General features: G+C 39.3%; 20 protein-coding genes. 4 read left to right on the top strand and 16 right to left on the bottom strand.

Going from position 1 to position 22,829, the window contains the following annotated elements; translation table 11 throughout:
• Positions 1–122 precede the first annotated feature (122 nt).
• Both LDL79_RS16825 and LDL79_RS16820 read left to right on the top strand, forming a co-directional pair.
• Positions 123–2,531 carry a TonB-dependent receptor gene (locus LDL79_RS16825; RefSeq protein ID WP_225598587.1) on the top strand — a complete coding sequence of 803 codons (2,409 nt, stop codon included), beginning with the start codon at positions 123–125 and terminating at the stop codon, positions 2,529–2,531.
• Positions 2,532–2,549: 18 nt separating this feature from the next.
• Positions 2,550–3,137, top strand: coding sequence for a type 1 periplasmic binding fold superfamily protein (locus LDL79_RS16820; RefSeq protein WP_225598586.1), 588 nt, complete (start codon positions 2,550–2,552; stop codon positions 3,135–3,137).
• 121 nt (positions 3,138–3,258) lie between these two features.
• Here LDL79_RS16820 and LDL79_RS16815 read toward each other — a convergent pair whose 3' ends face one another.
• The 3 genes from LDL79_RS16815 to LDL79_RS16805 form a co-directional block, all read right to left on the bottom strand.
• Positions 3,259–4,125 carry a sigma-70 family RNA polymerase sigma factor gene (locus tag LDL79_RS16815; protein ID WP_009780064.1) on the bottom strand — a complete coding sequence of 289 codons (867 nt, stop codon included), beginning with the start codon at positions 4,123–4,125 and terminating at the stop codon, positions 3,259–3,261.
• 137 nt (positions 4,126–4,262) lie between these two features.
• Entirely contained in the window at positions 4,263–6,782 is a 2,520-nt protein-coding gene (locus LDL79_RS16810) for a transglycosylase domain-containing protein (protein ID WP_225598585.1), read from the bottom strand.
• Between the two features lie 385 nt (positions 6,783–7,167).
• A complete protein-coding gene (locus LDL79_RS16805) occupies positions 7,168–9,003 on the bottom strand; it encodes an SLC13 family permease (RefSeq protein ID WP_225598584.1) in 1,836 nt (611 codons plus the stop codon).
• A 141-nt stretch (positions 9,004–9,144) separates the two neighbouring features.
• Here LDL79_RS16805 and LDL79_RS16800 point away from each other — a divergent pair, with 141 nt between their 5' ends.
• Together LDL79_RS16800 and LDL79_RS16795 are read left to right on the top strand one after the other, a co-directional pair.
• Entirely contained in the window at positions 9,145–9,744 is a 600-nt protein-coding gene (locus tag LDL79_RS16800) for a Crp/Fnr family transcriptional regulator (protein WP_167596942.1), read from the top strand.
• A gap of 91 nt (positions 9,745–9,835) precedes the next feature.
• On the top strand, positions 9,836–10,579 hold the full coding sequence (locus LDL79_RS16795; protein ID WP_225598583.1) for an SDR family oxidoreductase: 744 nt from the start codon (positions 9,836–9,838) through the stop codon (positions 10,577–10,579).
• Between the two features lie 140 nt (positions 10,580–10,719).
• Here LDL79_RS16795 and LDL79_RS16790 read toward each other — a convergent pair whose 3' ends face one another.
• The 13 genes from LDL79_RS16790 to LDL79_RS16730 form a co-directional block, all read right to left on the bottom strand.
• On the bottom strand, positions 10,720–11,094 hold the full coding sequence (locus tag LDL79_RS16790) for a DUF308 domain-containing protein (RefSeq protein WP_225598582.1): 375 nt from the start codon (positions 11,092–11,094) through the stop codon (positions 10,720–10,722).
• On the bottom strand, positions 11,078–11,539 hold the full coding sequence (locus LDL79_RS16785) for a hypothetical protein (RefSeq protein ID WP_167596945.1): 462 nt from the start codon (positions 11,537–11,539) through the stop codon (positions 11,078–11,080). The genes LDL79_RS16790 and LDL79_RS16785 overlap by 17 nt, the downstream gene beginning before the upstream one ends.
• Positions 11,540–11,667: 128 nt before the next feature.
• A complete protein-coding gene (locus LDL79_RS16780; RefSeq protein WP_072982283.1) occupies positions 11,668–12,507 on the bottom strand; it encodes an OmpA/MotB family protein in 840 nt (279 codons plus the stop codon).
• A 252-nt stretch (positions 12,508–12,759) separates the two neighbouring features.
• A complete protein-coding gene (locus tag LDL79_RS16775; RefSeq protein WP_072982281.1) occupies positions 12,760–13,212 on the bottom strand; it encodes an FKBP-type peptidyl-prolyl cis-trans isomerase in 453 nt (150 codons plus the stop codon).
• A gap of 131 nt (positions 13,213–13,343) precedes the next feature.
• Positions 13,344–14,915, bottom strand: a complete 1,572-nt coding sequence (gene lepB / locus LDL79_RS16770) for a signal peptidase I (RefSeq protein ID WP_225598581.1) — start codon at positions 14,913–14,915, stop codon at positions 13,344–13,346.
• A gap of 51 nt (positions 14,916–14,966) precedes the next feature.
• On the bottom strand, positions 14,967–15,665 hold the full coding sequence (gene dapB, locus LDL79_RS16765) for a 4-hydroxy-tetrahydrodipicolinate reductase (RefSeq protein ID WP_225598580.1): 699 nt from the start codon (positions 15,663–15,665) through the stop codon (positions 14,967–14,969).
• Positions 15,666–15,668: 3 nt separating this feature from the next.
• A complete protein-coding gene (locus LDL79_RS16760) occupies positions 15,669–16,259 on the bottom strand; it encodes a DUF5683 domain-containing protein (RefSeq protein ID WP_225598579.1) in 591 nt (196 codons plus the stop codon).
• Positions 16,249–17,154, bottom strand: coding sequence for a ParB/RepB/Spo0J family partition protein (locus tag LDL79_RS16755; protein WP_167596949.1), 906 nt, complete (start codon positions 17,152–17,154; stop codon positions 16,249–16,251). Before LDL79_RS16755 ends, LDL79_RS16760 begins: the two co-directional genes overlap by 11 nt.
• Before the next feature lie 2 nt (positions 17,155–17,156).
• The gene (locus LDL79_RS16750; RefSeq protein ID WP_072982271.1) at positions 17,157–17,924 is read right to left on the bottom strand and encodes a ParA family protein; all 768 of its coding nucleotides are present in this window, start codon (positions 17,922–17,924) and stop codon (positions 17,157–17,159) included.
• Positions 17,925–18,198: 274 nt separating this feature from the next.
• The gene (locus LDL79_RS16745) at positions 18,199–19,083 is read right to left on the bottom strand and encodes an SDR family oxidoreductase (protein WP_225598578.1); all 885 of its coding nucleotides are present in this window, start codon (positions 19,081–19,083) and stop codon (positions 18,199–18,201) included.
• Positions 19,084–19,104: 21 nt separating this feature from the next.
• Positions 19,105–21,192 carry a methylmalonyl-CoA mutase gene (gene scpA / locus LDL79_RS16740; protein ID WP_225598577.1) on the bottom strand — a complete coding sequence of 696 codons (2,088 nt, stop codon included), beginning with the start codon at positions 21,190–21,192 and terminating at the stop codon, positions 19,105–19,107.
• Entirely contained in the window at positions 21,185–22,546 is a 1,362-nt protein-coding gene (locus tag LDL79_RS16735) for a methylmalonyl-CoA mutase subunit beta (RefSeq protein ID WP_225598576.1), read from the bottom strand. The genes scpA and LDL79_RS16735 overlap by 8 nt, the downstream gene beginning before the upstream one ends.
• Positions 22,539–22,829, bottom strand: coding sequence for an FtsB family cell division protein (locus tag LDL79_RS16730; RefSeq protein WP_072982858.1), 291 nt, complete (start codon positions 22,827–22,829; stop codon positions 22,539–22,541). Before LDL79_RS16730 ends, LDL79_RS16735 begins: the two co-directional genes overlap by 8 nt.

The raw sequence follows: 22,829 nt of genomic DNA, 5'->3' as shown, positions 1-22,829 counted from the left end.
GTTATTTCATTGCGTTGTTCTTTCAATTTTAAATGAGAGTCATCCAATTGAAATTCTTAAAAATCGAGATTCTTCTTTTCTTATTTTTTAATCACCCTGATTTGGGTATTTGATCTTTTACTATGAACGTATTCCGTTTAGTGCTTTTATTAATTTTTACAGTTCAGCTTCAGGCACAAACTTGTGACTACAGCATCACTGGTGTGGTGCGTGATTTTCACGATGGAAGTGTGCTGGCAAATTCAACACTAAGCGTAAATGGGTATGATATTTACGCGCTAAGTGATTTTGATGGAAAGTACACCCTTGATGGATTGTGCGCTGGGACATACGTCATTACGATTACCCATCCAGAATGTGAAGTTGCTGAATTTACGGTGGAAGTGCAAAGGGACCTGCAACGGGATTTTAAGTTGGAACATCACACCGAAGAGCTCAACGCAGTAACCGTGCAAGGCGAAAATTTAAATCAAGGTACCATATCGGGAAGTCAAGAAGTGTTAAAGTCAGAAGTCTTAGAGCAGTACAGCAACGCCAGTTTAGGGGACGCGCTTCGGGAAGTTCCCGGAGTTTCTTCGCTGAATACCGGAAGCACAGTGGTAAAACCTGTTATTAATGGTCTACACAGCAGTAGGGTGCTGATCATAAATAATGGTACGAGAATGGAAGATCAAGAATGGGGTGTTGAGCACGCTCCCAACCTTGATATCAATGCTGCCGAAAATGTTACGGTGGTCAAAGGTGCTAGTGCATTACGCTATGGTGGTGACGCCGTAGGTGGAGTAATCGTTACCAATGCGCCGAAGGCTCCAGTAAAAGACACATTATATGGTAAAACTATTTTAAGCGGTGCGAGTAATGGAAGAAGCGTAGGACTAACCACCAGTTTATTGAAAGCTTATAAAAGTGGTTTTTATGTTCAAGGTCAGGGAACAGCCAAATATGCGGGCGATTTGCGCGCACCAGATTATGTATTATCTAACACAGGCTTGAGAGAACGCGACTTTTCGGTGGGATTCGGACTGAACAAATTCACTTACGGATTTGATGCTTACTATAGTTTCTACAATTCAGAAATAGGTATTTTAAGAGCCAGTCATATAGGTAATCTGAGTGATTTAATTCGGGCTATTAATAGCGGAGCACCTGATTACGTGCGGGATTTTACCTATGATATCAATGCTCCTAAACAAGATGTATCCCATCATTTAGCTAAACTCAGCTTTTACAAACGCTTTGAAAATGCCGGAAAGCTTAATCTGGATTATTCTTTTCAGCAAAATAACCGAAAGGAATTTGATATTCGCCGCGGTGATGATAGTGATAAGCCCTCGTTAGACTTGAGATTGACCACACATACGTTATCATCAAACTTTCTTTATGATGCCATGGCGGGGGTAAAAGCCAATTTTGGTGCAGAAGTTTCATATCAAGAAAATTTTCCAGATCCCAATACAGGAATCAGAAGACTTATTCCAGATTATGAGATGTACACTGCAGGCGTGTACGCTACCGCCGATATAGATCTTTCTCCAGATTGGCGCTTAGATGGAGGGATTAGATATGATTTTATGCAGGTAGATGCGCAGAAATATTATTTAAACAGCAGCTGGGAAAGTCGCGGGTATGAAGAGGAATTTGGTGATCTGGTGGTTAGCCGATCAGATAGTCAGCTACTTGTTAATCCTGTTTTTGATTATCATAATTTTTCTGGGACTGTAGGCGCTCGCTATCGAATCGAGCCTAACTGGGATTTAAAATTCAACTTGAGCAGTGCCTCTCGAGCTCCTAATCCTGCGGAACTTTTTAGTGATGGTTTGCACCACTCTGCAGCGATTATCGAACTCGGTGATTTGAGATTAAATCAAGAACAATCTTATAAAGCCAGTGTTGAATTTACCGGTCAAATTGATGGTTTAAGCTTTGGGATCAATCCGTATTACAACCATATTGATGATTTTATCATTATGGAACCAAGTGGATTGCAGTATACAAATAGAGGCGCTTTTCCTGTATATCAATACGGTCAGGTCGATGCACGATTGTTTGGGGTTGACTTGCGTGCCGCTTACGCTTTTAATGAAAACTTTGATCTGCAAACGGTATTCGCTTACGTAAACGGGCAGGATTTAGAACGTAATAGACCTTTGATAGATATGCCTGCACCTAATGTAAATACCACCTTTGGATTTCAAAAACCGGAATGGAATAATCTCAAATTAGGCTTACGCAATCAGAGTGTTTTAAAGCAAACGCGTTTTCCTGATAACGACTTTGAGGTTACTTATATCAATGATGCCGGCGAGCAAACCACCGAAAGGGTAGAGGTAAGTCGGACGCCAGAAGCATACAGCTTATTTCACTTAACATCATCTGTTGATTTTGACGTATTCAAACAATCTACATTAACCGTAGGCTTTTATGTAGATAATATATTAAACACCGCCTATCGTGACTACCTAAATCGTCAGCGCTATTTTGCTGATGATCTAGGACGAAACTTTAGAATTCAATTAAAATTAAATTATTAACTCCTAAATTTTTTATTTATGAAAGCAACTAAATTATTTGCACTGGCTCTTATAGCCGTAATTGGTCTTAACTCGTGTTCTTCTGACGATGATAACACGCCTGAAGAAATCAATGAAGAGGAAGTGATCACCACGATCACCGTAACCCTTGTACCACAAACCGGAGAAACCGTTACTTTAACATCAAGAGATCTTGATGGAGATGGTCCTGACGCACCCGTGATCAGTATTTCTGGAGCTTTACAAGCCGGAATGCTTTACAACGGAAGTGTATTATTAGAAAATGAAACCGAAACTCCAGCCGAAGTAATCAATGAGGAAATTCAAGAAGAAGCAGATGAACATCAGTTTTTCTTCCAAGCCTCTTCTGACTTAAATGCTGATTTTACCTACACCGATTCAGAAAATACATATCTTAACAACGGCGTTTCTAATCCAGTAGGTTTAACCTTCAATTTACAAGCAGGTACTGCTTCTTCTGGAACATTCACGATTACTTTAAGACACGAGCCTTCTAAAGATGCAGAAGGAGTGAGCGAAGGTGATATCACAAATGCAGCTGGAGAAACAGACGTTCAGGAAAGCTTTGACATCGTGATCGAATAATTTTAGACCGTGAACCAATTAATTGCCTTAGGGTTTTAGACGCTTTGGTGGTTATAAATAAAAAAAGCGCTGCAATATAATTGCAGCGCTTTTTTTATTTTCACTTTTAGGAGGTAAACTCTTATCCTAGATAAGTTTTAAGCACTTTACTTCTAGAAGTATGGCGCAATCTACGAATACCTTTCTCACGTATTTGACGTACACGCTCGCGGCTTAAATCAAACATTTCTCCAATTTCTTGAAGGGTATGAGGCTGTTCGCCACCAAGACCATAGTTTAATTTAATAACATCAGACTCTCGTGGAGAAAGTGTTTCAAGCGCACGCTCAATTTCGGTACCTAAGGATTCTTGCATTAAATCTGCATCCGGGTTAGGAGATTCACCAGATTTTAATACATCATAAAGGTTAGAGTCGTTTTCGCCTTCTTTAAAAGGTGCATCCATTGAAAGATTTCGACCTGAGTTTTTCATTGCTAATTTTACTTTAGCAACCGTCATGTCTAACTCTTTTGCGATTTCTTCAGCAGATGGTGGGCGCTCTAAGCTTTGCTCTAAATAAGAAAATGCCTTATTTATTTTACTTATCGTACCAATTTTGTTTAGAGGTAAACGCACCGTTCTTGAATGCTCAGAAATAGCTTGTAAGATCGACTGACGAATCCACCATACGGCGTACGAAATAAATTTAAAACCACGGGTTTCGTCAAAACGTTTAGCCGCTTTTACTAGACCTACGTTACCTTCATTGATCAAATCGGGTAGTTTTAAACCTTGATTTTGGTATTGCTTTGCAACAGATACCACAAAACGTAAATTAGCCTTCGTCAATCGCTCTAGCGCTACTTGATCGCCTTCACGAATACGTTGTGCCAACTCGACCTCCTCATCAGCAGTAATCATATCGAGCTTACTTACATCTTGTAGATAGGTGTTTAAAGATTTTGATTCCCGATTGGTTACCTGCTTGGTGATTTTGAGTTGTCTCATATAAAATTTATTTGTTAAAAGTAAATAGGACGTATTATAACATGGATAAATTTAAAATCAAATTAAAATACCAATTTTATGATATTTTTAGCATTTATCCACTAAAATTATATTATTCCCAAAAAATGAGGAACATCCTAATTCTCCTCATCATTTTTCTTTTTCCTTTTCAAGAACGAAAAAAAGCCTCCGCTAGTATTCTCTTCTTCAACTTCTTCCGTTTCATCTATTGCTTCATCGCTAATAACAGGTTCTTCTTCTGTTCTGATGATAGCACCGTTATCGTCTAGATAAACTTTCTTTATAAATTTTTGTTCTTGTCCGTTGAAAATGGACTCAAAAAATTTAGTAACTCTAGAAGTGCTGTCTTTAACAATAGGAGCACAGCTTAGCGCTTCTCTCACTTCAGCGCTTGGTGCCTTAAAGCGTTGCTTAGTCAATTCAGCATAAGTGGTATCCTGATTGAGTTGCTGCATAAACTTTGCGTAAATAGGTAATGCAGAATTTGCACCGGCACCCAAACCTGTACTGCTAAACCCAATTCTGTAATCATCATTACCCACCCAACTTACCGCAACCATATACGGTGTAAGGCCTACAAACCAGCCATCTTTATTGTCTTGAGTGGTCCCGGTTTTACCTGCGATGTCATTTTTTAGCTTATACGTATACCTTAGTCGGGTTGCAGTACCTTCACTTACAGTTCCGCGCATCATTTCTATCATGGCTTGTCGTGTAAAGTTGCGCATCACTGCTTTTTCAGGAACTTCAGGCTCAAATTGGGCAATGGTTTTACCCGCCCGATCAACGATTTTAGTAATGTAATACGGCTTCATAGGTCTTCCGCCATTTACAAAAGAGGTGTAGGCCGAAGCCAGATCACGCATTTTTATTTGCGCCGTACCCAAAGCTAAAGATGGTACTTGAGGAAGCTTAGAAGAGATTCCCATCCTACGCGCTTGGTTGATCACTTTGCGTATTCCTACATCAATAATCACTTTTACAGCAACCGTATTGATCGAATTACTCAGCGCTCCTTTAAGAGAATAGGAAAGATCTTCACCTTCACCACCGGCATTTGCCGGCGACCACTCTTTATTATTAAAATAATAAATTTCCTGAGCGCCGTCGTAGTAGGTGCAAGGATCCATCTCTTGTTCTAGAGCAGTAGTGTAAACAAAAGGCTTGAATGTAGAACCTACCATACGCTCACTTTGACTCACGTGATCGTATTTAAAGTTCTCAAAATCGATTCCGCCTATATACGCAAGAACGCCACCTGTTTGTGGGTCTAAAGCCACAAAACCACAATTGAGCAATGATAAATAATGTGCTAAGCTGTCTTTAACCGAAATATCTTGTGTGGTCTCGTCTGTATTCCAATCAAAAATTTTGCGTTTTTGCTTGAGGTTGAGCGAGTCCTCTAATGCTTCAGGCGAAATACTATCTTTTACTAAACGTTGGTAATACGGAAGTTTTTTAAGACTTGGTTCTAATACCGAAGCACGTTTCCACGGGGCGTAATTTCCGTAAGCTTTCTCATATTGTGCTTGAAGCGCTGCCATATGTTCCCGCATTCCTGCTTCGGCATATTGCTGCATGGTTTTGTCTAAGGTGGTATGTATGGTTAAACCATCTTGATACAGGTCGTATGAAGAGCCGTCTTCCTTCTTATAATTTTTCAAAAGGTCTTGCGCTTCGCGACGAATAAGTTCTCTAAAATACGGTGCAACACCCAGATCTGTTCGCTTTTGATAACTCAACACAATGGTGTCGCGTTCCATCCCCACAGTGTCTCGAGGTTGCAGGTAGTTATAACGCAACATCTGATTGATAACCACATCGCGACGTTTTTTAGCACGATCAGGATAAACTCTGGGATTGTAACTGTTATTCGCCTTTAATGTTCCCACCAATATAGCAGCTTCATTGAGCGTTAAATTTTCGGTGTCTTTATTAAAAAATTTCTGACTGGCACTTTCTATTCCATAGGTGTTGTCAGGAAATGGAACAGTGTTGAGATATAAGTTGATGATCTCATCTTTGGTATAAACATCTTCTACACGCTGCGCGATGATGAACTCCTTGAACTTTGATATTACCAAGTTGAAAGCCCCTGATCCTCGTCTTCCGTAGATGTTCTTTACCAATTGTTGCGTGATGGTGCTTCCACCTCCGGAGGAATCATCTTGCATTAACAAGGTTTTAAAAAATACACGCATTAAACTCACTTTGTCAACGCCATCGTGTTTGTAAAAGCGAGCATCTTCGGTAGCAATAAGCGCATTTTTTAGATGGGAAGGAATCTCATCAAAACCTATAGGGCGGCGGTCAAAAATATAGTATTTACCTATTACTTTTCCATTACGATCAACAAGTTGAGTAGCAAGCGATTGTTCTAGGTGACTTAATTCATATTTTGAAGGAAGTGATCCCCAAACTCCAACATAAATACTGAAGAAAAATAAGGAGAATAAGAAGAAGAGCGACCCTAAACCTAAGAGTGGATAGCGCACCCACTTTTTCTTAATTGCTGAATTGAATTTTAGGGTTGCAAAGCGAAATCCTATTTCTATGTATTTTAAAGTTTTTACAAAAAACTTTAGCGCTTTACTTTTTAATTCGGTCAGATTGCTATTTCCTAGGGGATTTTTCATAAAGAAACAAATGTACATGTATTTTATGCCCTCATCTATATAGGTTTAGATTAGTTTAACAACTATTTTAAGGATTTGCTGTAACAAAAAATGACCTTGTGCGTCTTACTTGTATAACATCAATCAAGAAGTTCTTTTAAATTATGAATTGTGTTGAAACTTCGTTCAGGCTTGGTCTGAATGGTGCTTCAAATCGATTGGCGAAATACATCCTCAGGATGTGTTGTTGCCGGTTTAAATCTACATTCTAATTTATATATCAATCACAAAACGAGCGGTTATCTGATTCTTTTAGATAGCTGCTTTTTTTATTGGCGTTCTTCAAGAATTAGTATCGCTAAAGTTTATTTATCACGATTCTTTCCTGAAGTTTGCTATACTACATTTATAACAAGGTTGATAGGAGTAAGGTTGCGGCGACGCATAGAATGATAGACAGAATACCACCTATTATAAAAAAGTGCTTAAAACGGTAGATTCCCAGATTGTATATTAGTGTATTGGTTTGATAACCTACCGGAGTAAAAAAGCTGAAGTTTGCCGCAAACATCACAGCGAGTATAAATGGCTTGGCCGGTAGATCAAGACCTGCTGCGACTGAAATGGCTATGGGAGCCATGATTACCGCAGTAGCATTGTTAGAAATACTACCGCTCAAGATCATCGTGATCATAAATAAAGCAGCGAGAATAAACAGATTATTCTTTCCGTCAAAAAGGTTCAAGAGCTGTTCAGAGAGCCAAAGATCTGCCCCGCTATTGGTCATCGCCACACCTAACGGAATCATCCCGGCAAGTAGAAAGAAAATTTGCCAGTCTACCTTATGATAAATCTTGTTCATCTCAAGACTATTGGTTGCCAAAAGCAAACCAATTCCCGTAAGTGAACTCGCTAAAATGCTGAGCAATCCTGAAGCAGCCATCGTTACCACAGCCACTAAAATGGCTGCCGTGATATACATTCTCTTTGGATTTTTAGTATTTGAAGATTCGTGCATTTTTAAGATCACAATCCCTTCAAGGCGCTCTAAAGTATTGAGTTCGGTTTGTGTGATCTCTAAAAGAATACGATCGCCGGGCTTGATGCGAATTTGATTTAAATCTTTCCTGATCAGACGCTCTGTGGTATTTCTGATGTTTTTGCGCTTTTTAATGGCGATCGGTAGTGCACCTTCTAATTTGAGTCTTTTAAGGTTGTTAAGCGTATTCCCTATAAATGCTGATCCCGGAAGCACTAGAACTTCAACCAGCTGAATTTCTTGTTTATCCCGTTTGGTATCTGATTTGTCCTTGTCGGCTACTTTGGTATCTTCAGTTTGTTCCTTTTTACTTCTTAAGGCGCGTTGTGTAAGATGCTCTTCAGCGGAAATTCGTTCTATATTTTCCAGATCAGCCATAACAACAAGCCTATCGTTTTCAGCAAGAGTAATGTATTTCCCCGGAGCATTGGTAACTACGCGATCGCGTATGAGTTTCAGAAGCGTAACATCTGTGTCTTTAAATAAAAAGGTGTCTTGAATGGCTTTACCTATCAAAGGAGAATCGCCGTTAATGGTAAGTGTGGTAATTAGATTATCGATCTCATAATCTGTTTCTAATCCTTCAGAAACATTTTTTTTCGGTAGAAATTTTGATCCAATAGTTACTACAACCACGCCAATGAGTAGAAAGATGACACCAAACCAAGCAAATTCAAAAAAGCCTAATTTTTCCACACCGCGATTCTGCGCAACAGAATTGACAATTAGGTTGGTAGAGGTTCCCATCAGCGTGCAGCTTCCGCCTAAAATACCTGCGAAAGAAACCGGTAATAACAATTTCCCCGCAGCAACGCCATAACGCTCAGAAAGTTGAAAAATGATTTTGATAAATACAATTACCACGGCAGTAGTGCTAATAAACGAGCTGATACTTGCCGTAATGATCATAAATGTTGGGATCAGCAATATAAGCGGGATGATGCTCAAGCGTTGCAAACCTCTTGTAAACCAGGCAATCACTCCATTGTCTTCAAGCGCTACGGCAATGATCATCAAGGCAAGAACGGTAATGGTCGCTGTGTTTGAGAATCCGCTAATACCTTCTTCCGGAGTAACCAGTCCGGTAAGCATTAAAGCGATAATGATGAATATCGCTATTTTATCTACTGGAAATAATTCAGTTACAAAAAGGAAAATGGTTATTCCTAAAATGATAAAAACTTCAATAATTGCAAGATCCATAAATGGTGTTAAGAATAAGGTCTAAATTTAGTGGGAAAGAACACAGCATCTTGCCAAATATTCTATAAACAATTATAGATTTGATGGGAAAACAATTGCTAGTAAATCTATAAATTAAGGCTGAAATGGCCACAATTAGCTATGTATAAAGTCTTAAGGAAGCATTTGGAGCGTGTTATTGAAATTTCAGATCAAGAATTTGATGAATTCTGTAGTTTATTAGTGCTTCGGAAACTGCGTAGAAAAGAACTTCTAATTCGTCCCGGGGATCGCGTTACTTCAGAATTCTATGTAGTTTCGGGGTGTTTACAAGCGTTTCATACTTCAGAAAATGGCGATCAATCTATTTTGCAATTTGGAATCGAAGATTGGTGGGTGAGTGATTTTGAAGCTTTTTTTAATGAAACACCAGCACGTTTAAGTGTAAGTTGTATTGAAGATTCAACGGTGCTAGAATTGAATAAAGAAATGCTCGAAGAACTTTACAAGCGTATTCCCAAGTTTGAGCGATTTTTCAGAATTAAACTCACAAAAGCTTTTGTAGCGCTCTATTCACGAATTCAAAACGGTTTAGAAAAAAACAGCACCACGCGATATCTGGAATTTTGTGAGACTTATCCGCATATAGAACAGCGCGTACCTAATTATAAAATTGCCAGTTATTTGGGGATTAAGCCAGAATCGCTAAGCCGCATTCGAAAAGAGCTTGCAGAAAAGGAAGCTAGTATTAACAAGGCTTAACAACATTAGTAGATTCTTAACAGCAAAGCATAACATAGGTCAATGAAATCAAAATAGGTGTATTTGTAGCTTTACAAAAACAAAAATTATTATGAGTTTAAAGAACAAAAATATTATAGTAACGGGAGCTTCTAGTGGAATAGGTGAAGCTACGGCCAAAAAATTAGCTGCAGCCGGCGCTAATGTTGTAATCACAGCGAGACGTACCGAGCGTTTGAATGAATTGAAAGAAGCAATTGAAAAAGATGGTGGAAATGCACTTGCGATCACTGGAGACGTTACCAGTAAAAAAGATTGGAAAAGCATAGTAGAGCAAACCCATAAGACTTTTGGAAAAGTGGATGTCTTGGTAAATAACGCCGGACTGATGCCTTTATCCTTTGTTGAGAATCTAAAAACTGATGAATGGGATAAAATGGTAGATGTTAATATTAAGGGAGTGCTTAACGGAGTTGCTAGTGTAGTTCCTGATATGAAAGAGACAAAAGCGGGTCACATTATCAATATTTCATCTGTTGCAGGTAGAAAGATTATGCCGGCAGGAGCAGTGTACTGTGCTACCAAATATGCAGTAAGGGCGTTAAGTGAAGGTATTAGATTAGAAATGGGACCGAAGTATAACACTAAGGTAACTTCTATTGAGCCTGGTTTTGTAGCGACAGAACTGACCAATACGATCACAGACGACGATGTAAAAGATATGATGTCTCAATTTGAAGATTTAACTCCGTTACAAGCGAGTGATATTGCAGATTCTATTTATTACGCATTGACGCAGCCAGAACATAGTAGTGTCAATGAAATTTTGATCAGACCAACTAATCAAGATTTATAAGATCTGAGATCATAACCTGTTGAATAAGTAAGAAGTCCGGCGCAAGTCGGACTTTTTTTATAGTGATGGTGCAAATTATAATTGCTGAAGCTACCTAAAAATAATTATTGGTATGGAACGGATGTGATGGGTTAGAATAACTAGCAGATAAAGGCAATATTAAAAAGCCCAAGTAGCCCTAAAATCAAAGCAATAAGACCAATAATTACCCGATACGGATTTAATACACCGGCGGCTTTATTGAAGAAGTTTTGAAGTGAAGGGTGATTTTCAAAAGTGCCTCCTAGAAGTGCTAACCCGGCCAATACCGCTACGATATCTCTAAAAGTACAGAAAGGCCTGAACAAGAACCAAATCCCTAAAATCAAAGCTATGCCGCCAATAACAGCTGCAAATGGTTTTAGAGCATCGGCGATTTTAGCAAAAAGTTGCGTACTACCGTCCCATTTATCTAAGGTATTAATAGCAAGTAATATTCCTGCACAAATAAGGGCAAGTTCATAAAGAATTATCATTGTACAGCTGTGTTAGTTTATCAAAGTCGTTAGCGGGTTCAAGAGCGTTTTGCTCTCGTATAAAGTTAACGGCTTCCAATAAACTATCAAAAGAAAAAATATCGCCTTTGTAGAAAAAACGTTCAATAACCAGATTGTATATAGCTGTTTTTCGATAGGTGACTACTGCAAATATTTTAAAGAGTTGACGCTCATTTAAGAATCTTAGCCAATCTTGAGGTTTGATGGCATAATCATGTATTCGGTTTGAGATATAATTGATTTGACCACCAGTACCATAAAACTGTTGACCTACACGTATTACTTCCGAAGCTTTGTTCCAGTCAAAAAGTTCACCTTCATTTATTTCTGAAATAATGAAGTTGTCAAAAAAGTAAAAAGTACCAAAACTAAAGCGATGTTCTTCACGTATAAAATCAATTAAAGGGGAGTCTTCAACACGCATAGATTAAATTTTTCTTTTTAAAGTAGAAAAAATACGAGGTTTCCGAAAACGTTTAACTAATTAATACGTTTTACTTCTAAAAAAAACCGCCCTAAGGCGGTTTTATACAAGTAATTAGATTTTAAGGCTTAGTCCGTGCTGCTTACCATAGATAAAAACTTATCTAAGTTTGGCAGAATGACAATGCGTGTACGTCTGTTTTTTGCGCGATCTTCTTTAGTTGCGTTATCTACTAGTGGTAAATAGCTACTACGACCGGCTGCAATAAGTTTGGATGGATCTACATCATATTTATCTTGTAGCTCTCTGATGATTGCTGTAGAACGCTCTACAGAAAGTTCCCAGTTATCTTTGATATAAGCTCCAGGTTTTACCGTTTGATCATCGGTGTGGCCTTCTACCATCACCTCAATTGCCGGCTCAGAATTGATAACATCAGCTAAACGTTGTAACAAACCGTCTGCTTTGTTGCTCACGCGATAACTTCCGCTGTTAAAAAGAAGCTTGTCAGAAACATTGATCATTACTACAGTTTCGTCAATATCAACTTGAATATCTTCATCTTCTCCTACCGAATTGTCTAAATTCTTTTTAAGGTTATAGGAAATAGCCAAGTTCATAGAATCTTCCAAACTTTTAGCCTGAGAAAGTTCGTTTTGATCTACATTTCTTAAGGTCTGGCGCATTTTGTCTTTTGTGCTTTCAGACATAACAGCTAGATTCTCTACCAGATCAAGCTTTTGATAATTATCATCTCTAAGTGAATTAATTTTGCTGTTGTAGTCAGCAACACGGTTTTCTATAGCGCTGTATTTAGCTTCAAGTTCTTCTTTTTCAACTTGAGTTTTAGTAAGTGAAACTCGTGTATTATCGTATTTAGTTTCTAATTCTGTGTATTTCTTTTTAGAAACGCACGATACAGTAAGTATAGTCGCACCTACTAGTGCAACAGTATTCATTGTTCTCATTTTTCATAAATTTAGTTAGACTTTAATAACAGAGGCGCTCTAAATTTATTTTTTTGAGAATGCTATAATTCTGTTAAAACGAAAATTACAAAAAGATGTAAATCACTAAAAAAGTCCGTAAACAGTACTGTTTACGGACTTTTAATATTATTACTTACGGGAGCCGATTAAGGAAAAGTTTCCGGAGGCTCACCTCAAATTTAATGCTTGTATTCAACTAATATTTCTCGGACTTGGTTGCCCTGAGGTAGTTTATTTAATATCTACAACCTCAAGCTCAAAGATCAAGTCTTGTCCTGCAAGTGGGTGATTTGCGTCGATCACGATACTTTCGTTGCGTACTTCGGCAACACGTAATTGACGCTCAGTACCGTCAGGATTTTTAGCAACTAATCCCATCCCTACTTGAGGATCAATTTCCTGCGGAAGGTCTGCCTTTGGTACTTCTTGAAAAAGATCTTTACGAACTTCACCATAAGCTTCAGCCTCAGGAATCGTGATCGTTTTCTTTTCGCTTACTGTCATATCAATTAGGCCTTTTTCAAAACCTGGAATGATCTGACCTTGACCCAATTGAAACTCAAGCGGTTGCTTATCTACCGAACTGTCAAAAATCTGACCATTGGTTAATTTTCCGGTATAGTGTACTTGAACCGTATCGTTATTTTTTACTGAACGTTGTGTATTTTTTTCCTGTGTTTCCATAGTGCGGAAGCTATAAAACAGAGGAGGCAATACCTAAGCAATTTTGTTAAAATAAAAATTTTTACGAGTTCAAAAAAGAAAAGCATCAAACCTTTACGATTTGATGCTTTGTGCTTGATTTTATTTAGAAATTAGGACTTCGCTTTTCTGATCTTTATCACTTTTGAGATCACAAAATAAGCCACCAGTGCAATAATAAAGTAAATAAAGTAGGAAACCGGCTTGCCATCACCACCTACGGTAGTAAATAAACGTTCCCAACGAATTTTTTCCATAATTCCGGTACCATTGCTATCCCAGCTAAACCAGATGAATACCGGTTTACCTACAATATGATTTTCAGGCACAAAACCCCAGAATCTACTGTCTTCACTATTGTGACGGTTGTCACCCATCATCCAGTAATAATCCTGTTGAAAGGTGTATTCTGAAAGGGGGTCTCCATTAAGCAGCACTTGATTTCCTTCTACTGAAATTTCACGTACTTCTCCCATTTCTTCACCTTCATAAACTTCGATAAGACGTTTGTAAAGCGGAAGGTTTTCCACAGAAATAGGTGTGGTAGTACCTTTCTTTGGAATATACACCGAAGCGATCTGATCTCTATTTCCTAAGCTGGCATTTCCTTTAGGAAAGATTGAATGATCTTTTTGGTCAGTTCCGGCGATAAGTTTTTCTAAAGAAGCAACATTAGGATGATTGCGGAAGCGCTCGGCATTTTCAGCAGTAAGTGCTTGTGTAAAAAATTGGGTTGAGTTATAAAATTTCAGATTACTGATCTTATATTGATCGTAAAGATTTTTTGCGTTGAATCCGCCGCCTTTTGCGGTTCCTTGATAGCTGTATTGCAGTTGAGCCCGACCCGGCAGTTCTAACGGATTATTATTAACATAAACCTTGCCGTCTACAACTTTTAAACTATCCCCCGGAAGTCCTACCGCGCGCTTTACATAATTAGATTTTTTATCAATGGGTTTGTGATAATACTTACCGTCATCTAAGCCATAAAAGCGATTCACCGTATCTACCGGCCAACTAAACACCACAATATCACTGCGCTCAATATCCTGAAATCCCGGAAGTCTAAAATAGGGGAGATGTGGCTTATCTAAATACGATTTTATCCCCAACCCCGGAATGGTGTCGTGAACCATCGGGAAGCTAACAGTGGTCATTGGCGTACGCGCACCGTAATGAAATTTACTTACAAAAAGAAAATCCCCAATCAGTAAAGTACGTTCTAAAGATCCCGTAGGTATCGTAAAAGGTTGCATTACATAAGTGTGCACAATGGTCGCAGCAACTACGGCAAAAAGTATAGAGCTTACCCATTCTCCAAATGCACTTTTAGCAACTAGAGAACGCTCTGTTTTATAGGTTACGGGCGTCCCATAGTTTAAATAATATAGGTAAAAGCCTAGCGTAACGATCACCAGTAGCGTATCGGTTGTTGAGTTTTTATCAAAGCTACGCGCTGTTTCAACCCAGATTACAGGAAACATAATGAGATTAACAATGGGTATAAACAATAAAATGGTCCACCATTTAGGGCGACCAATTATTTGCATTAACACGATCGCATTGTAAACAGGAACGATTGCTTCCCAAGCTTGACGTCCTGCTTTTTTATAGAGTTTCCAGGTGCCTAAAAAGTGGATTACCTGAACCAACAGGAAAAATAAAAACCATTGCATCATTGTCATGGGTCTACGAGTTTTGTTGTATCTGTCTGTGTTTTACGTGTGATGTTACGGTTATGATAGATTCAAAACATCTTTCATACTGTACACGCCGGTTTTGTCTTTAAGCCATTCTGCTGCGATGATTGCACCTAAAGCGAATCCATTTCGGTTATGTGCTTTATGTTCAATGGTGATTTCATCTACTTGGCTTCCGTAATTGATGATGTGTGTTCCAGGAACTTCACCTTCACGCTCTGCTTTGATTGATATCTTATCATTTTCTTCAGCATCAAGAACCCAATCTGTTTTATCAGAGTGTTCTAAAATACCTTCAGCAAGAGTTATAGCGGTTCCGCTAGGAGCATCCAACTTGTGAATATGGTGCACTTCGGTCATCGAAACATTGTAGTCTTTAAGACCCTGCATCATTTTAGCAAGCTGTTTATTAAGTTCAAAAAAGATGTTTACGCCTACGCTAAAATTTGAAGCGTAAATAAAACCACCATTATTCTTCTTGCAAAGTGTGACCATCTCATCATAGTGATCAAGCCAGCCGGTAGTCCCGGAAACCACAGGAACATTAGCATTCAGACACGCCGAAATGTTAGCAACGGCAGCCGTTGGCACACTAAAATCAATGGCAACTTCGGCACCATTAAAATCATAATCATCATTGGCGTCAATGGTTTTTACGATCTCGTGACCACGTTCTTGTGCAAGTTTTTCAATGGTTTTTCCCATACGGCCGTAGCCAAGAAGGGCAATCTTCATAATCTAAAAAGTATAAGTTATACGCATCCCAAAAGTGTTTGAGAAGTCAAATTCGTTGCGTTCCATAAAAGGGGCGAAGCTCAGCCGATCTTCAACCTCATACTGAGAGAGATGAGCATCAACATTGGCTTCTAAGATCTGCAATACATAAAGACCTGCGGAAATTAAAATCGCAAGTTCTTTATTTCTGCGGTAAAAATCCTGAGCGCGCAGCAGCTGATCTTCGGTAAACAATTCGGTGGTATTGCCGTCTTCATCTACGATTGTAAATTCATCAATTCTACCGGCAATACGGTCTTTATACGCGCTTCGATACTGCTGAAAAAGGTCGTGATTATACACTGCAATACCTACACCTGTACCTAAAGCTCCATAAACAATAGGGATCTTCCAGTAATCTTTATTGTAGGCTTGACCCAAACCGGGAAGAACAGCAGCATAAAAAGCGGCCTTGGCCGGTTTTAATGCGTCGTATTCTTGAAACGCGGCGTCTATTTCTTCAGCTTCGATCTGAGGTTCTTCTTCAGGGGTTTCCTGACTGAAACTGAAACTGAAAACCAGTAGGGCGGCAAGAATTATAAGTTTATTCGGCACCAGATATTAATTTTTTTAATCGCTTGAAATCTTCTTCTGAAGAAAACGGAATAATTAGTTTTCCATTGCCTTTTGAAGCTACTTTAATATCTACTTTAGCCCCAAAATAAGAAGCAAACTCTTTTTTTCCTTCCTGAATAAATTCAGGCACTTTGGTTTTTACCGGAGTAGCTTTACCAGATTTTTTTCCTTCTTTATAATTCTTTACAAGCGCTTCTGTGGCTCTAACCGATAAAGAATCCTGAATAATTTTTTCATAAATATCGAGTTGGTCTGAAGTATTCTCGATATTGATCAACGCACGCCCGTGACCCATAGAAAGAAAACCGTCACGCATACCGGTCTGGATGATCGGGTCTAATTTCAACAAACGCAAATAGTTAGCAATTGTAGATCTGTTTTTACCTACACGCTCGCTCATTTGCTCTTGAGTCAGGTTGATTTCTTCAATTAAACGCTCATAAGAAAGTGCGATCTCAATAGGATCAAGATCTTCTCGTTGAATATTTTCAACAAGTGCCATCTCAAGAGATTCTTGATCATTGGCGATACGTATGTATGCAGGGACGGTCTCAAGACCAACTAATTTTGAAGCTCTAAAACGGCGTTCCCCAGAAACCAGCTGATATTTACCAAACTCAATTTTACGTACGGTAATGGGTTGAATAACCCCAAGTTCTCTAATAGAGCTTGCTAACTCTTTTAAAGCATCTTCATTAAAACTGCTTCTAGGCTGAAACGGGTTAACTTCTATATTTGCGAGTTCGAGCTCTACAATATTACCAACAACTTTATCAGCGCCTTTGTCTCCGGCAGCTTTAATATCATTTTCCGGATCTTTCAAAAGTGCCGAAAGTCCTCTTCCCAAAGCTTGTTTTTTAACTGCCTTAGCCATAGTTATGCATCATTTTTTGTGATTATCTCCTGAGCTAAACTTAAGTAATTCGCTGCTCCTTTACTGCCGGCATCATAATTAATAATGCTTTCCCCATAACTAGGAGCTTCGCTCAGGCGTACATTTCGTTGAATGATCGTATCAAATACCATCTCATCAAAATGCTTTTGTACCTCTTCAACAACTTGATTAGAAAGGCGTAGACGTGAATCAAACATGGTTAGTAAAAGCCCCTCAATATCTAAAGATGAATTGTGTATTTTTTGAACACTCTTAATTGTGTTTAAAAGTTTACCTAATCCTTCTAATGCAAAATATTCACACTGAATAGGAATGATCACAGAATCTGAAGCAGTAAGTGCATTTAGCGTTAAGAGCCCTAAAGACGGCGCACAGTCGATTAAAATATAATCGTAGGTGTCTTTAAGATGTCTAATAGCGCGGGCTAACATATACTCTCGTTGATCCATATCAACCAATTCGATCTCGATTGCCACCAAATCTATATGCGCTGGAATCAAATCTAGATTAGGAGATTCGGTTTTCATAATGGTTTCTTCAGCCTTACTAGAATGTTCCAGCAGCTGGTAGGTACCCATTTCTATCGTCTCAACATCTATACCCAATCCTGAGGTAGCATTGGCTTGCGGATCTGCATCAATTAAGAGTACTTTTTTTTCAAGCACGCCCAGTGAGGCTGCGAGATTTACAGAGGTCGTAGTTTTACCTACACCACCTTTTTGATTAGCAATAGCTATTATTTTGCCCATAGATTATATTGAGGTATTGTTGTGCGAAAATACGATTTATAACCCGCAATAAAAATGCTTTTTGTTAACAGGTTTCAATTGGTTTTTGTACAAAACTCATGAAAACATTGGTCAAAAAGGTAAAACCTTGCCATTCTTTTAATTACTGCAAATGCGCTTTAATAGGAATAAAAATCCTTTGATTTTATCACCACTTCAATAGCCACCAAGATGCCTTGTGGCAGTTGGACGATTTTTGGTTTGGTCTATCTTTTTTTATTAAGGACGAAAACTCTTAAGACTTGTTGCGCTTGGCTTTAACCATAGCTTCCAATTGGTCCCATAATTCTTCGGGAATATCTTGTAGTAGGTTGAATTGCCCTGCACCTTCTAACCATTCACCACCATCAATAGTGATGACTTCACCATTTATATAGGCCGAAAAATCAGAAGCCAGATAAGCTGCCAGATTAGCCAATTCTTGATGATCGCCCACGCGTCTCAGAGGTACTTTTTTTGAAAGATCAAATTTCTCTGCAAGATCTCCCGGAAGTAAGCGCTCCCAAGCACCTTTAGTAGGGAAGGGGCCTGGTGCGATCGCATTTGATCGAATGCCATATTTTGCCCATTCTACAGCGAGCGAACGCGTCATCGCCAAAACACCGGCCTTTGCTGTTGCGCTTGGCACTACATAAGCAGAGCCCGTCCAGGCATAGGTAGTGACGATATTCAATATGGTTTTGTTTTCTTCTTTTTTATCAATCCAATGTTTTCCAAAAGCCAACGTGCAGTTTTTACTTCCTTTTAAAACAATATCAATAACCACGTCAAAAGCATTTGCCGAAAGTCTTTCGGTAGGAGAAATGAAGTTCCCTGCGGCATTATTCAAAAGGACATCAATACTCCCAAAACGGTCTAAGACCGCATCACGCATCGCAACGACTTGCTCATAATCGCGTACATCGCATTGCACCGGAAAACAAGTGCCGCCTGTTTCTGATTCTAGGGCTTCAGCAGTAGTTTGCAGCTTTTCTAGATTTCGTGAAGTTATAGCAACCTGAGCGCCCAATTCTAGAAAGTATTTGGTCATTGCCTTGCCTAAGCCACTTCCGCCACCGGTTACTACAATCGTTTTTCCTTGAAGCGCATCGTCGCGCAGCATTTTATTTTTAAAATTCATAGCATTTATGATTTAAGCGTGTTAGTCTTCAAAAGTTTTTAGCAGAATTTCTAAGATTGAAATCGCCGCTTCACTAATTTTTGATCCGGGTCCGAAGACAGCAACTGCACCTGATTGAAATAGAAACTCATAGTCTTTACGTGGAATCACACCTCCTACAATTACCATAATATCTTCGCGATTTAATTGCTGTAACTCTTTGATTACTTGCGGTACGAGAGTTTTATGTCCGCCGGCTAATGAGGAAACGCCTAAAATATGCACATCGTTTTCTACGGCTTGTTTGGCGACTTCTTTAGGAGTTTGAAACAGCGGAGCGATATCTACATCAAAACCTACGTCAGCATAGCTTGTGGCAACGACTTTAGCCCCGCGGTCGTGGCCGTCCTGTCCCATTTTTGCGATCATTATACGCGGGCGACGCCCTTCTAAAACGGCAAACTCATCAGCTAACTGTTGGGCTTTTTTAAAAGCTTCATCATTTTTAATCTCTTTGCTATACACTCCACTAAATGATTTGATCTGTGCCTTGTAGCGCCCAAAAACGGCTTCAAGTGCAGCAGAGATTTCTCCCAAAGTAGCGCGTTTTCGGGCAGCCTCTACAGCTAAAGTTAATAAATTACCTTGTTCTGATTTTGCACAATCGGTTAGCGCTTGGAGTGCTTGAGTTACCGCTTTTGTATCTCTCGAACTCTTAACACTTGCGAGACGTTGCAGTTGGTTTTCTTTTACAGCCGCATTATCAACTTCTAGAGTTATGAGTTCATCTTCTTGATCTAAGGCAAATTTATTGACCCCTATGATCACATCTTTTCCGCTATCAATTCGGGCTTGTTTACGTGCAGCAGCTTCTTCTATTCGAAGCTTCGGAATCCCTTTTTCTATGGCTTTGGTCATTCCGCCAAGGGCTTCAACTTCTTGAATAAGATCCCACGCTTTGTGTGCTATTTTTTCCGTTAATTCTTCAACATAATAGCTTCCCGCCCAAGGATCAACTGTTCTGGTGATCGCTGTCTCTTTTTGAAGATAAAGCTGCGTATTTCGTGCGATACGCGCCGAAAAATCGGTGGGTAGAGCAATAGCTTCATCTAAAGCATTGGTGTGTAAACTTTGAGTTCCGCCAAAAACTGCTGCTGCTGCCTCAATGGTGGTTCGCGCCACGTTGTTAAACGGATCCTGTTCGGTTAAAGACCAACCACTGGTTTGGCAATGCGTTCTTAATGAAAGGGATTTTGGATTTTTAGGGTTGAATTGCTTTACGATCTTCGCCCAAAGCATTCGCGCTGCCCGCATTTTTGCGATCTCCTCAAAATGCTGCATTCCTATTCCCCAAAAGAAGGAGAGGCGCGGAGCAAAATCATCGATTTTTAAACCGGCGTCAATTCCGGTTCTAATGTATTCCAGTCCGTCTGCCAGGGTGTACGCCAATTCAATTTCAGGAGTAGCACCGGCTTCTTGCATATGATATCCAGAAATGGAGATGCTGTTGAACTTAGGCATATTTGCTGAAGTGTACTTGAAGATATCAGAAATAATGCGCATTGACGGTGCAGGAGGGTAGATGTACGTATTTCTTACCATAAACTCCTTAAGAATATCATTCTGAATGGTGCCCTGAAGATGTTCCGTAGAAACGTCCTGTTCTTCAGCTGCCACGATATAAAAAGCCAGAATAGGAAGCACCGCACCGTTCATCGTCATCGAAACACTCATTTTATCAAGCGGAATCTGATCAAAAAGCAACTTCATGTCTTCAACGGTATCGATGGCAACACCGGCTTTCCCCACATCACCTTCTACGCGCTCGTGATCGCTGTCATAGCCACGATGTGTTGCCAGATCAAAAGCTACAGAAAGCCCTTTTTGACCGGCCTTCAAATTGCGGCGGTAAAATGCGTTGCTTTCTTCTGCTGTTGAAAAACCCGCATATTGTCTGATCGTCCAGGGTTTGCGCACATACATCGTACTGTAAGGTCCTCGCAAATATGGTGGAATTCCAGCGGCGAAATCAAGGTGTTCCGGAGCTTTATGTTCAGGGCGTATATTCTTAACAGATTCGGCCGTGAACGTATCGTTGAAGCTTAGATGTTGAAGGTTTTTTCTACTCATCTTTTAATCTTTTTTGTTCCAACTGTTCGGCAAGTCGTTTAGGAATAATGGGCTCGAGTAGGGTTTTACGCGGATTGATCTTTACAAAGGGATAAAGTTCGAGTTCATCGTTCATTTTATCGATGCTGTTGACATAAGCATTTGTGCCTACTAAAATCTTTTGCTGATCATCAAAAGCCTTTTGCTCTTTAGCGGCTGCTTCTTTGATCTTCTTCTGAATTTTACCTTCGATGAGTTGGTTTACAAATCCGCCGCCGGCTTCGATCTCTTTAAAAAGAGCTAAAGCTTTTTCGGCAAATTGTTTTGTGAGATTTTCTATGTAGTAGGTTCCATCAGCCGGATTGGTGGTATTGTCAAAATGACTTTCATTCTTAAGAATCAAAAGTTGATTGCGAGCAATACGCTGACCAAAATCATTTGTTTTATGATAAACAGCATCATAAGCGATATTGCAAATAGCATTTGCGCCACCTAGAATGCCACTCATAACTTCGGTGGTGGTGCGCAGTAAGTTTGTGTTGTAGTCGAAGAGCGTTTTATCGCGTTTGCCGGGAACAGCCAGAATATGACAATTTTCTTGGAGTCCGTATTCCCGTGCTAAGGTTGCCACAAGAAGGCGTAGGGCACGTAGTTTAGCAATCTCAAAAAAGTAATTACTGCTTAATGCAACTTTAAACGTAACTTTCTGATTTTTTAATGTTTCACCGTAATGATTAAAGTATTCATTTAAGTGTGAAAGTGCGTAAGCAAGCTCTTGAATAACTGTGGCTCCGGCATTGTGATAGAGGCTTACATCTACACCTATAACGTTATCGTTTTTGCCGTTTAAAAAAAGCTTTTCCAGAGCTTGATGATCTTCTTTTTGGGTAGTATACCAGTTTCCGGAACGGGCAAGATTACCAAGAATATCCTGATTAAGATACACGGTAAATCCTTTTGCAGCAGCTTGCGCCATCAAGGTTTCACAAAAAGAAACGTCTAAAAAGCTAAAATTAAAATAGAGTACTAACGACTCCTGAGGTAAATGCGCAAAGAGCTGGGCACTATCAAACGTATTGTCGGCTTTAAAATAAATTGCTTCTGCGCCTTTAGTTAAAGCACGGCTAGCAGTAGCAGCAGCGGTTTGAGGCTTAAGGATAAAAATTTCTTCAACACAAGACCAGTTTTCAGGTTGCCCGGGAATAGGTAAAACTTGTGTTTCTTGCCGGTGATAAAAGGGTTTTACCGAAATTCCTTCAGGAGCATTCCAGACTAAAGTTTCATTATATTCTGCTCCATCCAGATCGTACTGGATCTTTTGCTTAAAGGCTTTGGCTGAGACCGGAGGAAATTCAGAAAAAAGGGGTTTACTCATCGTCTTTAGTTTTTAGGCTATCTTCATACTCAATGATGAATAACTCTTCGTTTTCTTTTTTCATATAATATTCTTCACGAGCAAAACGCTCTAATTCTTCAGAGTCTTTCAATTTATTGATCTGATCACGATCTGATTTTATTTCTTGTTTAAAATAGGCGCGGTTACCCTCAAGTTTATCGATCTCGTCATTAAGTTCTTTGTGAATAAACCACGAATTAGTATCAAAAAATACCATCCAGATCGTAAAGATCACAAGAATGAGCACGTATTTATTTCCCAA

It is taken from the genome of Leeuwenhoekiella palythoae (assembly GCF_020310025.1).
Classification (GTDB): Bacteria; Bacteroidota; Bacteroidia; order Flavobacteriales; family Flavobacteriaceae; genus Leeuwenhoekiella; species Leeuwenhoekiella palythoae.
Note: the sequence above shows the minus strand (reverse complement) of the source record. Positions and strands in the feature narration are given on the sequence as shown.

Coding starts and splice junctions, on each gene's coding strand:
- LDL79_RS16825 (WP_225598587.1), top strand. CDS start 123: ATGAACGTATTCCGTTTAGTGCTTTTATTAATTTTTACAGTTCAGCTT.
- LDL79_RS16820 (WP_225598586.1), top strand. CDS start 2,550: ATGAAAGCAACTAAATTATTTGCACTGGCTCTTATAGCCGTAATTGGT.
- LDL79_RS16815 (WP_009780064.1), bottom strand. CDS start 4,125: ATGAGACAACTCAAAATCACCAAGCAGGTAACCAATCGGGAATCAAAA.
- LDL79_RS16810 (WP_225598585.1), bottom strand. CDS start 6,782: ATGAAAAATCCCCTAGGAAATAGCAATCTGACCGAATTAAAAAGTAAA.
- LDL79_RS16805 (WP_225598584.1), bottom strand. CDS start 9,003: ATGGATCTTGCAATTATTGAAGTTTTTATCATTTTAGGAATAACCATT.
- LDL79_RS16800 (WP_167596942.1), top strand. CDS start 9,145: ATGTATAAAGTCTTAAGGAAGCATTTGGAGCGTGTTATTGAAATTTCA.
- LDL79_RS16795 (WP_225598583.1), top strand. CDS start 9,836: ATGAGTTTAAAGAACAAAAATATTATAGTAACGGGAGCTTCTAGTGGA.
- LDL79_RS16790 (WP_225598582.1), bottom strand. CDS start 11,094: ATGATAATTCTTTATGAACTTGCCCTTATTTGTGCAGGAATATTACTT.
- LDL79_RS16785 (WP_167596945.1), bottom strand. CDS start 11,539: ATGCGTGTTGAAGACTCCCCTTTAATTGATTTTATACGTGAAGAACAT.
- LDL79_RS16780 (WP_072982283.1), bottom strand. CDS start 12,507: ATGAGAACAATGAATACTGTTGCACTAGTAGGTGCGACTATACTTACT.
- LDL79_RS16775 (WP_072982281.1), bottom strand. CDS start 13,212: ATGGAAACACAGGAAAAAAATACACAACGTTCAGTAAAAAATAACGAT.
- lepB (WP_225598581.1), bottom strand. CDS start 14,915: ATGACAATGATGCAATGGTTTTTATTTTTCCTGTTGGTTCAGGTAATC.
- dapB (WP_225598580.1), bottom strand. CDS start 15,665: ATGAAGATTGCCCTTCTTGGCTACGGCCGTATGGGAAAAACCATTGAA.
- LDL79_RS16755 (WP_167596949.1), bottom strand. CDS start 17,154: ATGGCTAAGGCAGTTAAAAAACAAGCTTTGGGAAGAGGACTTTCGGCA.
- LDL79_RS16750 (WP_072982271.1), bottom strand. CDS start 17,924: ATGGGCAAAATAATAGCTATTGCTAATCAAAAAGGTGGTGTAGGTAAA.
- LDL79_RS16745 (WP_225598578.1), bottom strand. CDS start 19,083: ATGAATTTTAAAAATAAAATGCTGCGCGACGATGCGCTTCAAGGAAAA.
- scpA (WP_225598577.1), bottom strand. CDS start 21,192: ATGAGTAGAAAAAACCTTCAACATCTAAGCTTCAACGATACGTTCACG.
- LDL79_RS16735 (WP_225598576.1), bottom strand. CDS start 22,546: ATGAGTAAACCCCTTTTTTCTGAATTTCCTCCGGTCTCAGCCAAAGCC.